At 64.4% G+C, this 13,370-nt stretch carries 12 protein-coding genes; 7 read left to right on the top strand and 5 right to left on the bottom strand.

Annotated elements, in window-relative coordinates; translation table 11 throughout:
- The first annotated feature begins 156 nt into the window (after positions 1-156).
- The gene (glyS, locus tag AC1D1L_RS14710) at positions 157-2,472 is read left to right on the top strand and encodes a glycine--tRNA ligase subunit beta (protein WP_477342312.1); all 2,316 of its coding nucleotides are present in this window, start codon (positions 157-159) and stop codon (positions 2,470-2,472) included.
- 62 nt (positions 2,473-2,534) lie between these two features.
- Positions 2,535-2,951, top strand: coding sequence for a hypothetical protein (locus tag AC1D1L_RS14715; protein WP_477342314.1), 417 nt, complete (start codon positions 2,535-2,537; stop codon positions 2,949-2,951).
- 99 nt (positions 2,952-3,050) lie between these two features.
- Here the strand turns inward: AC1D1L_RS14715 and AC1D1L_RS14720 are convergent, their stop codons facing one another.
- Both AC1D1L_RS14720 and AC1D1L_RS14725 read right to left on the bottom strand, forming a co-directional pair.
- Entirely contained in the window at positions 3,051-3,443 is a 393-nt protein-coding gene (locus tag AC1D1L_RS14720) for a hypothetical protein (protein ID WP_477342315.1), read from the bottom strand.
- Positions 3,444-3,583: 140 nt separating this feature from the next.
- Entirely contained in the window at positions 3,584-4,057 is a 474-nt protein-coding gene (locus AC1D1L_RS14725; RefSeq protein ID WP_477342317.1) for a hypothetical protein, read from the bottom strand.
- Between the two features lie 159 nt (positions 4,058-4,216).
- On the opposite strand from AC1D1L_RS14725, the gene AC1D1L_RS14730 reads away from it, so the two are divergent.
- From AC1D1L_RS14730 to AC1D1L_RS14740, 3 genes are all read left to right on the top strand, one after another.
- The gene (locus tag AC1D1L_RS14730) at positions 4,217-5,182 is read left to right on the top strand and encodes an L-threonylcarbamoyladenylate synthase (protein WP_477342319.1); all 966 of its coding nucleotides are present in this window, start codon (positions 4,217-4,219) and stop codon (positions 5,180-5,182) included.
- Between the two features lie 18 nt (positions 5,183-5,200).
- Complete coding sequence (locus tag AC1D1L_RS14735) at positions 5,201-6,631, top strand: FAD-binding oxidoreductase (RefSeq protein ID WP_477342321.1); 1,431 nt, start codon at positions 5,201-5,203, stop codon at positions 6,629-6,631.
- 186 nt (positions 6,632-6,817) lie between these two features.
- A complete protein-coding gene (locus tag AC1D1L_RS14740) occupies positions 6,818-7,384 on the top strand; it encodes a DUF6101 family protein (protein WP_142870122.1) in 567 nt (188 codons plus the stop codon).
- A 272-nt stretch (positions 7,385-7,656) separates the two neighbouring features.
- Here the strand turns inward: AC1D1L_RS14740 and ubiA are convergent, their stop codons facing one another.
- Together ubiA and AC1D1L_RS14750 are read right to left on the bottom strand one after the other, a co-directional pair.
- A complete protein-coding gene (gene ubiA / locus AC1D1L_RS14745; RefSeq protein ID WP_477342562.1) occupies positions 7,657-8,640 on the bottom strand; it encodes a 4-hydroxybenzoate octaprenyltransferase in 984 nt (327 codons plus the stop codon).
- A gap of 51 nt (positions 8,641-8,691) precedes the next feature.
- Entirely contained in the window at positions 8,692-9,603 is a 912-nt protein-coding gene (locus AC1D1L_RS14750; RefSeq protein WP_477342324.1) for a LysR family transcriptional regulator, read from the bottom strand.
- 90 nt (positions 9,604-9,693) lie between these two features.
- Here AC1D1L_RS14750 and AC1D1L_RS14755 point away from each other — a divergent pair, with 90 nt between their 5' ends.
- Complete coding sequence (locus AC1D1L_RS14755) at positions 9,694-10,488, top strand: phytanoyl-CoA dioxygenase family protein (protein ID WP_477342326.1); 795 nt, start codon at positions 9,694-9,696, stop codon at positions 10,486-10,488.
- A gap of 132 nt (positions 10,489-10,620) precedes the next feature.
- On the top strand, positions 10,621-11,907 hold the full coding sequence (gene purD / locus AC1D1L_RS14760; protein ID WP_477342328.1) for a phosphoribosylamine--glycine ligase: 1,287 nt from the start codon (positions 10,621-10,623) through the stop codon (positions 11,905-11,907).
- Between the two features lie 2 nt (positions 11,908-11,909).
- Here the strand turns inward: purD and AC1D1L_RS14765 are convergent, their stop codons facing one another.
- A complete protein-coding gene (locus AC1D1L_RS14765; protein ID WP_477342563.1) occupies positions 11,910-13,022 on the bottom strand; it encodes a glycoside hydrolase family 25 protein in 1,113 nt (370 codons plus the stop codon).
- Positions 13,023-13,370 lie beyond the last annotated feature (348 nt).

The following is a 13,370-nucleotide window of genomic DNA, read 5'->3' on the forward strand; positions in this document are numbered from 1 at the left end:
TCCAAGGACGGGCGGGGTCGGCACGTCCCGACAGGGTGCTGAGAATTTCTGGAAATTTGACGGTGCTTACGCCGATTGGGCGATTATGGGGTAGAGGGTGACAGCGGCCAGCCGAGTTGCTATGCCCCGCCGACCATTGTCGTGCGAGCTCCATCCATGCCTGACTTGCTCTTAGAACTTCGCTCCGAGGAAATACCGGCCCGCATGCAGCGCAAAGCGGCGGGCGATCTCAGGAAGATGCTGACCGACGGTTTGGTCGAGGCGGGCCTGACCTATGACGCGGCGCGCGAATACTGGACGCCACGGCGCCTCACGCTCGACATCAGGGGTCTGACCGCGCGTTCGAAGGATATCCACGAGGAGATCAAGGGGCCGTCGACGACGGCGCCGGAACAGGCAGTGCAGGGCTTTTTGCGTAAGGCAGGCCTTGCCTCGGTTGCTGAAGCGCATGTCCATTCCGACCCGAAGAAGGGCGATTTCTACGTCGCCCATATTTCGAAGCCGGGCAGGGCGGCGGAAGCGATCATCGCCGAACTGGTGCCGGCCATCATCCGCAGCTTCCCCTGGCCGACATCGATGCGCTGGGGGCCGGCTTCGGCCAAGCCCGGCTCGCTGCGCTGGGTGCGGCCGCTGCAGACGATCCTGTGCACTTTCGGCCCCGAGACCGAGGAGCCGGTGGTGGTCGATTTCGAGATCGACGGCATCCGTTCCGGCAACGTTACCTACGGCCATCGCTTCATGGCGCCCGGCGAAATCACCGTGCGCCGCTTCGACGATTACGTGACCAAGCTGGAAGCGGCCAAGGTCGTGCTCGATGGCGACCGCCGCAAGGAGATCATCCTGGCGGACGCGCGCAACCTCGCCTTTGCCAACGGGCTCGATCTGGTCGAAGACGAGGGGCTGCTGGAAGAAGTGTCGGGCCTTGTCGAATGGCCGGTGGTCCTGATGGGCGAATTCGAGCAGGCCTTTCTCGCCATTCCGCCTGAAGTTGTCCGGCTGACCATCCGCGCCAACCAGAAATGCTTTGTCACCCACCCGCAAGGCGATGGCGAAAACCTCTCCAACCGCTTCATTCTCACCGCCAACATCGAGGCGAAGGATGGCGGCAAGGAGATCGCGCATGGCAATGGCAAGGTGGTGCGCGCGCGCCTGTCGGACGCGCTCTATTTCTGGAAGACCGACCAGGGCGACCTGCCGGATCTGGAGCAGCTCGAGGCATCGGCGAAGAAGTTCGGGCTCGATCTGAAAAAGCCGCTCGACCAGCGCATGGCCCGCCTCGACCATCTCAATGTCACCTTCCACGCCAAGCTCGGTACGCAAGGCGAGAGGGTGGAGCGGATCAAGCGGCTGGCGCAAGAGATCGCGCCGACAGTGGCGCAGTCGATCTCCCCCCTTGAGGGGGAGATGGCCGGCAGGCCAGAGGGGGTCGCTTCGGCTGCCGCGACGCTATCTGGCCTCTCGAAGAAAGAGGGAGTCAGCGCTTCACGCGAGACGACCCCCTCTGTCGGCTTCGCCGACATCTCCCCCTCGAGGGGGGAGATTACCGCGCTCGCCGGGCGTGCCTCCGTGCTGGCCAAGGCAGATCTAACAACTGAAGCAGTAGGTGAGTTCCCCGAACTACAAGGCGCCATGGGCCGCAAGTACGCGCTGCTGCAGGGCGAACATCCGTCCGTCGCCGCAGCAATCGAGGAACACTACAAGCCGCAAGGTCCGTCCGATCGCGTGCCGACCGATCCGGTGTCGATTGCGGTCGCGCTGGCCGACAAGCTCGACACGCTGGTCGGCTTCTGGGCGATCGATGAAAAGCCGACGGGGTCGAAGGATCCTTATGCGCTACGGAGAGCGGCTTTGGGTGTGGTGAGGATGCTGGTCGAGAACGGCATCCGTCTGGCCCTGTCGTCCATTTTCGATCGCGCTGCCGCCAATTTCAAGGACAGCGGTGCAGGCCAGTCGACCGATCTCCTCGCTTTCTTCCACGACCGCCTGAAAGTCTACCTGCGCGATCAGGGCGCCCGCCACGATCTTATCGACGCGGTCATCACGCCGCAGTCGGACGACCTCTTGCAGATCGTCCGCCGCGTCGAAGCGCTGGGCTCCTTCCTCGACACCGAGGACGGCAAGAACCTGCTCGCCGGCACCAAGCGCGCGGCCAACATTCTGGCCGCCGAGGAGAAGAAGAAAACGGCCATCGCCGAGACTGTTGAGCCGGCGCTGTTTCGTGAAGACGCCGAGAAATCGCTGTTTGCGGCGGTGAATCAGGCTGAGAAGCAAGCCGGCGAAGCGATTCAAAACGAAGACTTTTCCGCCGCCATGCTGGCGCTTAGCGTGTTGCGTGAACCGGTTGATTCATTCTTTGAACGCGTTCTCGTGAATGATGAAGACCAGGCCGTGCGCGCCAACCGCCTGGCGTTGCTGGCCCGCATCCGCGCGGCAACCGACCAGGTCGCGGACTTCTCCAGAATAGCTGGCTAAAGGGCGAGCGAAACGCCAAAAAAATTCTGCCCGGCCGGCCGTTCGAGCCGGCTTACAGTCATATGGCGATGATCTCTCCGTGGCAAAAAGGACATGTTCCCAACCCCACGGAGGCTTCCATGAATTCCGCTCACGACATCGAAGTGACAGAAGAAACCTCGGGCACTCCCGAGGCGCTTGAATCCGCTTCCGACAATAGTCTCGACCGTGCCGCCGCCACGGCGGTCGAGGCCGCCGACCTGTCGGATGACGAGGAAGGCGATGACGAAGACAGTGACGAATCGGGCGATGAAGAAGGCGAGGAAACCACGGCCTCTTCGGACGACGATGAGGACGAGGAAGACGACGAAGACGAAGATGAAGATGACGACAGCGTGAAGGCCGAAGCCGGCGGCGCTGACGAGACCGAGGAATCCGACGACGAGGACGACGACAAGGAAGAGTCCGAAGACGGCGACGACAAGGAAGAAGCGGCCTGAGCTTTCAGGCGACTGACATCAAACGAGAAGGGCGGCGTTCACACGCCGCCCTTCTTGTTCTCGAGGCCAACCTTGTCGGTCCTTTTGAAACTGACTTTGTCAGTCCTCCAAAATGCTCACGTGCACGCTGTCTGAATAGACATCGACCTGGATCAGCGGCTCGCCGTTGACGATGGCGTTCCGTGTCGAGGAACTCATGGCACCACTGCGCTTCAGCATGCGCTCCAGATACGCGCGGTCTTCATTGCTCCCGAACCAGTCGTCGCCCTGGTCGTCGGCGTCGCGGCGGTGGAACTTGTGCCAGTTGGCGCGGTCCTGCCGCACCATCTGCGCCGCGCTGCTCAGCTCGTAGCCGTCGCTGGCATGGTGGTCGCGATCGGAAATACGCGCGACATAGGACCCCAGCATGTCGTCACCGGCCTGCGCGCTGCCGACGCCCAGAAATGACGCCAGCAACAGGCCGGCCACGGTCGATAATTTCGCCTTGTTCATGATACCCCCTTGCTCACTCGAAACCCGGCGCGCTCGTGCCAAAACCGATTGGCGAAATTGGGGCCGCCGCCGACAGCCGATCGTGCGCCGGGGCGTCGATCGGCGTCAAGCGGACTGGCCGACTGTTTCGGCCGAATGGCTTACTCGGCTTTGCCGACGCCCTGGATCGGCTGCTGCGGCGTTGCCGCCGGCTGTGGCGCCGCCGGCTGCGACTCGGGCTTGCCGTTCGACGCCGTCGCCGTCCCGGCGGGTGCGGTCTCTGCCGCGGGCTTCGTATCCGCTGTGGGTGCCGCGGTAGCGGTGGCGGTTGCCTTGGCCGGTGCCGGTGCGGCGAACGCGCCGCCGACGATGCCGCCGCGAATGATCATCGGGGCCTGGCCATGCCTGGGCTTTTCGGGAATCGCCGCGACCTTTTCATATGTGACGTCGGGTTGCGGATCGCCGAGCGCGACGATCGATGGCGACGAGGCGATCTTGACCGGTTCGGGTGTGCCGACCTTGATGACCGATGGCGTGGATTTCGAGACGCCGAGAAAGACGATCGACGAGGCTTGTGCCCCACCGGTCATCGCCGCCAGGGTGAAACCAAGCGCTCCAAGCACACGCATCGACATCGAAACCATCCCCTTGCCCAACAAGCTGGTAGCCTTACCCCCAGTGGATTGATGCCGGCTTGCAGGGAAACATAACATTTTAGGCATTGATAATTCGCCAACGCCGGCTTGCCCGAAGATCACTGCCGTATTAGGTCCGGCGCCTGTGAGGTGATGCAAGTGGCTGAGATACTACCCGTCGGCGAAGCGATGGAACGGGCGCTGGCGCTGCTTGAAGGCGGCGACGTCGTCGCCATTCCGACGGAGACCGTCTACGGACTGGCCGGCGATGCCACCAATGGCGTTGGCGTCGCCCGCATCTTCGAAGCCAAGGGCCGGCCGCGCTTCAACCCGCTGATCGCCCATGTCGCCGATCTGGCGATGGCCGAGCGCATTGCGACCTTCGACCCGCTGTCGAAGCGGCTGGCCGAGGCGTTCTGGCCGGGACCGCTGACGCTGGTGCTGCCGCTACGGCCCGGCAACGGCATCCATCCGCTGGTCACCGCCGGGCTGGATACGATCGCGCTGCGCATGCCCAGGGGGTTCGGCGGCGAGCTGATCGCAAGACTCGGCCGGCCACTGGCCGCGCCCAGCGCGAACTCTTCGGGCAAGATCAGCGCCACCACGGCGCAAGCCGTAGCGGCCGATCTCGGTGCGAAAATCCAGCTTGTCGTCGATGGCGGCGCCACTCCGGTCGGGCTGGAATCGACCATCGTCAAAGTCGAAGGCGATACAGTGCGGCTGCTGAGGCCGGGCGGCATTGCCGCGGCCGACATCGAGGCGGCCGTCGGTACCAAGTTGCTGCGCGGCGCCACGGCCGGCATCGAGGCGCCAGGCATGCTGGCGTCGCATTATGCCCCGGGCGCGTCGGTGCGGCTCAATGCGCAAAGCGTGGCCGAAGGCGAGGCCTTGCTGGCCTTTGGCGGTGACCGCGCCGAGGGCTGGCAAGCGGCCGTCGCCTTGCGCAACCTGTCCGCATCAGGCGACCTGCGCGAAGCCGCAAGCAATCTCTTCGCCCATCTGCAGGAGCTCGACCGCAGTGGTACGGCGACGATCGCCGTCGAGCCGATCCCGGTCGATGGGCTGGGCGAGGCGATCAACGATCGGCTGTTTCGTGCCGCTGCCCCACGTGACAAGGTCGGCTGAGCGCCATAGTTTCTGCCCATGAACGACGCACCCTTCGATCTCGATCCCGCCCTCATCGACCGCTTCGCCGCAATCGTCGGCGACAAATATGCGCTCCGCGACCAGGCCGGTATCGCGCCCTACCTCACCGAGCGTCGCGGCCTGTGGCACGGCAAGACAGGGCTGGTGCTGCGGCCCGGCAGCGTCGACGAGGTCAGCCAGATCATGCGGCTGGCGAGCGAGACGGGAACGCCTGTCGTGCCGCAGAGCGGCAACACCGGGCTGGTCGGCGCCCAGGTGCCCGACGCGTCCGGCCGCGAGATCGTGCTGTCGCTGTCGAGGCTGAACCGCATCCGCGAGATCGACGTCTTCTCCAACACGGTGACCGTCGAGGCCGGCGTCATCCTGCAGACGCTGCAGGAAGCGGCTGATGCCGCCGATCGTCTGTTTCCGCTGTCGCTTGCCGCGCAGGGCTCTTGCCAGATCGGCGGCAATCTGTCCTCCAACGCCGGCGGCACCGGGGTGCTTGCCTATGGCAATGCGCGCGAACTCTGCCTCGGCGTTGAAGTGGTGCTGCCGACCGGCGAGGTGTTCGACGATCTGCGCAAATTGAAGAAGGACAACACCGGCTACGATCTGAAGAACCTGTTCGTCGGCGCCGAAGGCACGCTCGGCATCATCACCGCGGCGGTGCTGAAACTGTTTCCCAAGCCGAAAGGCCGCGAGGTGGCTTTTGCCGGCCTGTCGTCGCCGGAGGCGGCGCTTTCATTGTTCAGCCTGGCCATGGACCGGGCAGGGGCCGCGCTGACCGCCTTCGAACTGATCGGCCAGCGTCCTTATGATTTCACGCTGCGTCACGCGCAGGGCGTCACCCGGTCGCTGGCCCAGGACTGGCCCTGGTACGTGCTGATGCAGGTCTCATCGGGCCGCTCGGCCGAGGACGCCAGGGGGCTGATCGAGGAGGTGTTGTCGCAAGGCCTCGAGCAAGGCATTGTCGGCGACGCGGTGATCGCCGCAAGCCTGGCGCAGGGCGACGCCTTCTGGAATTTTCGCGAGGTGCTGCCGGATTCGCAAAAGCCCGAAGGCGCTTCGATCAAGCATGACATTTCGGTACCGGTGGCATCCATACCGGCGTTCATCGCCAAGGCTGCCGGCGCTGTCGCCTCGGTCAGCCCGCAGGCGCGCGTCGTCTGCTTCGGCCACATGGGCGATGGCAATCTCCACTACAACATCTCCCGGCCGGAGGGTGGTGACGATGAGGCGTTTCTCGGCCTCTATCACGCCATGAACCATGCCGTGCACGATGTCGTGCGTTCCTTCCACGGCTCGATCTCGGCCGAGCACGGCATCGGCCAGTTGAAGCGCGACGAACTGATCGCCACCGCACCGCCAATGGCGATCGATCTGATGCGCCGGGTGAAGGCCGCCTTCGACCCGGCCGGGATCATGAATCCCGGTAAGGTTATCTGATCCTTTCAGCATCTTGTGGCTGGTCTCATTCCGATAACCATCCCCTGAGATCAGCAAAATTTAACCGACTTTCTTAAGCGCAGCGGTAAGGAGCCGGCGCTACTGTTTCGCATAACGAGGCCGGGAAAACTGGCCCGGTGGGATCCGTGAAAACGGGCTCTCAGGAGAAACACAGGAAGGCAGTAGATGAACAGTGTACTGAAGCCCGTCTGGGCCGGGCGCAACATGCGTCTTGACCCATTCCGCCTGCCGCAAGTGGTGAGTTATGCCACGCGCGACGACTATGGCGACGTTACCTTCACCATCGACCAACGAGGCGCCGTCATTCGCCGCACGCTCGAGATGAGCGGCGTGCCGGCGATCATCGCACTGCCCGCCAATGCGTTTCGCGGCGTCGCCGCCCGCGCGATGGAGGATCCGGAAGGCAATGTCACGGTAACCCTGGAACTCCTGCACAACGACCCGATGCTGTCGGTGCCGCTGCTGGTGGCCGACGATCTCGACGACGTCGCCGCCGACTGGCGCGCCTGGGCCGATGCCTATCGGCTGCAGATGCTGCTGATCGAATCCGACGGCATTGCCCGCACACTCGAAGAATCGCTCGGCGCCGCCATCAAGGCGTTGCCGGCCAAGGATCGCCGCAAGGGCCGGGTCTCGACCACGCGCCGTCCGCGCTTCCTCGCCCGCCGCAGGGCCGGCGATCTCGGCCTGCGACTGGTCATCGACGGCGAAGAGATTATCGCGAGGGAGTAGTTTCTCTTAACACGCGCCGGCGATTGGCGAAAACCGCCAATGACAGCCTTCTTCTCCCCGTCACTATACGGGAGTTGAGGAGCGGTCCGCGAAGCGGACGAAAAGCCAATTGCTTGGCTTTTCGAGTGACGAACGCCCGGCAGGGCGATGAGGGCAGCGCTGACCAAGCTGGTTTTCTACCTCAACGAATTTCACCTTGCCTCGAAGGTTGGCGCTGCCCCTCATCCGGCTGCCGCCACCTTCTCCCCGTATAGTGACGGGGAGAAGGGAGACTAAACCAGCGGCTTCAGCGCCACCCACAGCGATCCGCCGATCAGGCCCAGGAAGATCAGCCAGCCGACCTGGTTGTTCGATTTGAACAGCCGCAGACACTGGTCGGGATCGTTGATATCCAGAACCGCGATCTGCCGCGCCATATGCGCGCCGGCGGCGATTAGCCCGGCCAGCGCCACCACCGGCGCCTGCGCCGCGGCAAAGGCGATGGCAAAGCAGACCAGCGTGCCGCCATAAAGCCCGACCAGCCAGGTCTTGGTGTTGTCGCCGAACAGCCGCGCCGTCGAGCGTACGCCGACAATGGCGTCGTCTTCCTTGTCCTGGTGCGCGTAGATGGTGTCGTAGCCGATCACCCACAGGATCGAGCCGATATAGAGCATGATGGCCGGGCCATCGAGATCGCCGAACTCGACCGCCCAGCCCATCAGTGCGCCCCAGGAGAAGGCCAGGCCAAGCACGAATTGCGGCCAGTTGGTGAAGCGCTTCATGAAGGGATAGACGGCAACGATGACCAGCGAGACGATGCCGAGCGGAATGGCGAAGTCGTTGAATTGCAACAGCACGACGAGACCCAACAACGCCTGGATGACCAGGAACGCCCAGGCCTGGCGGCGCGTCACCTTGCCGGCAGGCAACGGCCGCGAGCGGGTGCGCTCGACCTTGTTGTCGATGTCCTGGTCGACAATGTCGTTGTAGGTGCAGCCGGCGCCGCGCATGGCGACGGCGCCGACAAAGAACAGGAACAGATACCAGGGCGCCGGCAGCAGCGTCAGCAGCGGGTCGGTGGGGCGGGGATAGGCGCTGGCCGCAAGCGCTGCCGACCACCAGCAGGGCCATAGCAGCAATTGCCAGCCGATTGGCCGGTCCCAGCGGGCCAGCTGCGCATAAGGCCACAGCCAGCGCGGCAGTATCTTGTAGACCCAATGGCCGCTCGGCGCGTCGGCGACACGGCCCTGAGCCGCTTTCGACTGGATGGTTTCCATCGTGCTGGAGTGGCAGCAGCAGCGAGCGCCGTCAAGCGCTCGCATTGTCGCTCAGGCGGTGAAAACATCGTGCGTGGCGAACCATTCCTTCGCCACCTCGATGAAGGCCAGCGCCGCCTTCGACAGCCTTTGGCTTGTGTCATGGGTGAGGATGATGCGCTGCATCGGCAGCGGGTCGGACAGCGGCTTGCACACCAGCGGCAGGCCGTCATAACTCCTGTCGCCATAGGGCCTTGTGTAGCTCACCGCGACGCCGAAGCCGTTGGCGACCATGCTGCGCTGCAGTTCGAATGAACTCGTCGTCGATTGCGAGACCGGCGACAGGCCGCGGCTGAGGAACAGGTCCAGCATATGCTGCCAGCTGTGCGGCTGGTCGGTGGTGACAAGCGGATGGGCCGCCAGCTCCGCCAGGCTGACGCTCGCCTGGCTGGCCAACGCGTGGCCCTGCGGCAGAAGCGCGTGCGGCCGCAGCTCATGCAGCAGGATGCGGGCGAAGTGCGAGGGCAGGCCGAGATCGTAGGTCAGGCCGAGATCGATGGCGGAATCGCCGAGCCGCCGGCCCAGCGTCTCGAAGGTCTCGTCGCGCACGATGACAGCGACCGCCGGGCAGCGTTGCGAAAACGCGCGGATCAGCACCGGCGCGAAATAGGGCGCGAGGTCCTCGAAACAGCCGAGCACCAACTCGCCGCCGACATCGGCGTCACGCGTCCCCAGCCCAACCAGTTCGTCCGCCTCGGCCAGCACCTGCTTCGCCTTCGCCACCGCGCCGCGGCCGAACGAGGTGAGCGCGATGCCGCTGCCGCGCTGGCGCACGAACAGTTTCTGGCCGAGCGTCGCTTCGACATTGTCGATCGCCACCGAAATCGAAGGCTGTGAGACGTTCAGCATCCGGGCGGCAGCGGTGACGCTGCCGTGGCGGGCGACGGCAACGAGATAGCGCAGCTGGGTGAGGGTCAGGTTCATAGGTTGAAGCTATAAGAGAGATGAGAAGTTATTATTTTACGCGATGTGCGGCGGCTGCGATAGTCGGCAATCCAACAGGGGAGACATGAGATGGCCGCCAGATATATCGATGCCGCAGCGATTGCCGATTACCAGCGCGATGGCGCGGTCTGCATACGCGGCGCCTTCAAGGACTGGGTCGGCACCATCGCCGCCGGCATCGAGCGCAACATGCAGAACCGCAGCGCCACGGCGTCTGACATCGCCAATGGCAAGGGCAGCTTCTTCGACGATTATTGCAACTGGGAGCGCATTCCGGAATTCGTCGATGTGGTGCGCAATTCACCCGCCGCAGAGCTGGCGGCGGCGGCGATGCAGTCGCGCAGCGCCCAGTTCTTCCACGACCACGTGCTGGTCAAGGAACCCGGCACGCAGAAGCCGACGCCCTGGCACCAGGACATCCCGTATTATTTCGTCGACGGCAGCCAGACCGTCAGCTTCTGGATCCCGATCGACCCGGTCAAGGAAGCGACGCTGCGGCTGATCGCCGGCTCGCACAAATGGGAAAAGATGGTTCTGCCGGTGCGCTGGCTGAACGATGACAATTTCTACGCCGGCGAGGGCGACTATCGGCCGGTGCCCGACCCCGACAAGGACCCGTCGCTGAAGGTGCTGGAATGGCAGATGGAGCCGGGCGACGCCATTCTGTTCGACTTCCGCACCGCGCATGGCGCGCGCGGCAATCTGACGGCGGCACGGCGCCGGGCGCTGTCGCTGCGCTGGGTCGGCGATGACGCGCGCTATGTCGAGCGCCCCGGCCGCACCTCGCCGCCCTATCCCGGCCATGACATGAAGCCCGGCCAGAAACTGCGTGAGGACTGGTTCCCCGTCATCTACCAGAGCTGATCCGGCCGGGAGCGTTGTGCCCTCCGCGCGACGTTCCCGTGCGCAACCGGCATCGCGCAAGGTAAAACTCTTGACCCGCTGCGCTTGGCGCAATAGCGCAGTCCCTGTCGTGAAATGACAAGGGACATCGGCATGCGCGTTTTGTTGATCGGCTCCGGCGGCCGCGAACATGCCCTGGCCTGGAAGCTCGCGGCCTCGCCGCTCTTGACCAAGCTCTATGCCGCGCCCGGCAATCCGGGCATTGCCCGCGAGGCCGAACTGGTCAAACTCGACATCGCCGATCATGCCGCTGCCGCAACCTTCTGCAAGAACAACGCGATCGACCTCGTCGTCGTCGGGCCGGAAGGGCCGCTGGTCGCCGGCATTGCCGACGATCTGCGCGATCAGGGCATTCGCGTCTTCGGCCCGTCGAAGCGGGCAGCGCGGCTCGAAGGCTCGAAAGGCTTCACCAAGGACCTCTGCGCGAAATACGATATCCCGACCGCTGCCTATGGCCGCTTCACCGATCTGACCGCAGCCAAGGCCTATGTCGAAAAGGTCGGTGCGCCGATCGTCATCAAGGCCGATGGGCTCGCCGCCGGCAAGGGCGTCACCATCGCCATGACGCTGGACGAGGCCCGCGCCGCGCTCGATGCCTGTTTTGACGGCGCCTTTGGCGACGCTGGCGCCGAAGTGGTGGTCGAGGAATTCATGACCGGCGAAGAAGCGAGTTTCTTCTGCCTGTGCGACGGCACCACAGCATTGCCCTTCGGCACCGCGCAGGACCACAAGCGCGTCGGCGACGGCGACATCGGCCCCAACACCGGCGGAATGGGCGCCTATTCGCCGGCGCCGGTGATGACGCCTGAGATGGTCGAGCGCACCATGCGCGAGATCGTCGAGCCGACCATGCGCGGCATGGCCGAGCTTGGCGCACCGTTTGCCGGTATTCTCTTCGCCGGGCTGATGATCACCGACAAAGGGCCGAAGCTGATCGAATACAACACCCGCTTCGGCGATCCAGAATGCCAGGTGCTGATGATGCGGCTGAAGGACGACCTTTTGGTGCTGCTCAACGCCGCCGTCGACGGCCAGCTTGCGCACAGTTCTGTGCGCTGGCGCGACGAGGCGGCGCTCACCGTGGTGATGGCGGCGCGGGGTTATCCCGGCACGCCGGAGAAAGGTTCGGTCATCCATGGCCTCGACGAAGCCGCCGGCGCTGGCGTTGAGATCTTCCACGCCGGCACCGCCATCAATGGCGGCGCGCTGGTCGCCAATGGCGGCCGCGTGCTCAACATCACCGCGTCAGGCAAGACGGTCGGTGAAGCGCAAAGCCGCGCCTACGCCGCGCTCGACCGCATCGACTGGCCGCAGGGCTTTTGCCGCCGCGACATAGGCTGGCAGGCGGTGGCGCGGGAAAAGGCCGGCGCGGTCGAATAATCTCAGCGCTCGCGAACGAGTTCCGTCGATGCGGTGCTGACCGGGTCGGCGGCTTGGGGGAAGGCGGCCTCGAGCAGGGTCTCCGAGCGATACGCGGTCCGCTTCCAGGCGACATACTCGGCAATGCCGAAGCGCGCGCGGCGCGGCACCGTCTTGACCACTGGCATGCGGAACGCGGCGCGGAATGTCTGCCAGCGCGCGCCGAGCACCGCCACCATCTCCTCGACAGTCGGCGGCATCGCTACATCGGCATACGTGATGGTGACTTTGCCGGCCAGCCCTGCCGCGCGCGAAACCGGCACCGGGATCGAGGCGAGATAGTCCGGCGGCACGTTGATCAGGCCGCCGAACGGCCATTGCTGGCGCAGCGTGGCTGCATCCATCGGCGCGACGTTGACATCGATGTCGTTGGGCGTGCCGGCGACCCGGTAGGGACAGCGCAGGCGGCCGCAATTGGCCTGCGCCGAAAACTGCCACAGCGCATAGCCCTGCCAGTTGCCCATCGGAAAATGCACGTCGATGTCGGGTTTGTAGCGCGCATACCAGAGCGGCAGCCGCGACAAGAGCCGATACTGATAGCGGTTGTCGGCGATGTACTGGGCGGTCTTGCCATTGGCATAGAGTATCGGGAAACGGCCGATACGCCGATGCACCTGGCGCACGAATTCCTCGGCATCCTCCAGCGACATCCACTGTGTCGGATCATTGCCTTCGAGGTCGAGGGCCAAGAGATCGTCCGGCGTCGGTTCGGCGAAATCGATGAAATTGTTGGCCTGCTCGACCGGATTGCCGGGGCGGGCAAGATGATAGGCGCCCCATTTCAGGCCGAGCGCCTTGGCCACCACCTTGCGCGTCTGGAACAACTCGCGCGTCACCGCATAGCGTTTCCACAATGTCTTGCAGAGTTTGATCGCAATCTCGTCGCCATAGCAGAAATAGGGCGGTGGCAGTCCATCGGAGGCCTTGTTGATGAAGCCGACAATGCGCTTGTCGGTGGCAAGCTGCGACCAGTCGATGGAATTGTATTCATAGGCGTCGACGACCAGCGCGCGGTCGCCGTCCCGCCACGGCTCGGAAAAGTCCGAGGCTTTTGCCGCCGATCCCAGCGCCATCATCGCCGCGAGAGCGATCGCTGAGCGGCGAAGAAGATGCGCCGGCGTTTTCAAACAGGGAATCCCCGCTGACCAAACACCGATGGTGAACTGCTATGGTTAAGGAAGTGCTTTCGGGATTGCGTTGGCGAAAGCCTCCGCGACATCCGATCCTCGTGGGGGAGATGTCCGGTAGGACAGAGGGGGGCGCTGTCCCTCTGACCTCTCAATCGATCGCAGTGCAACCAGAGGCTTGTCCCGGCTGGTTGAGAAGTGAAAAAGGTTAGCGTTCCGTCGCGCCCCCCTCTGCCCTGCCGGGCATCTCCCCCTCGAGGGGGGAGATGGCCGCTCCGCCGCTCACCACGCGATTCC

The sequence above is a fragment of the Mesorhizobium sp. P2_D6 genome (assembly GCF_056404315.1).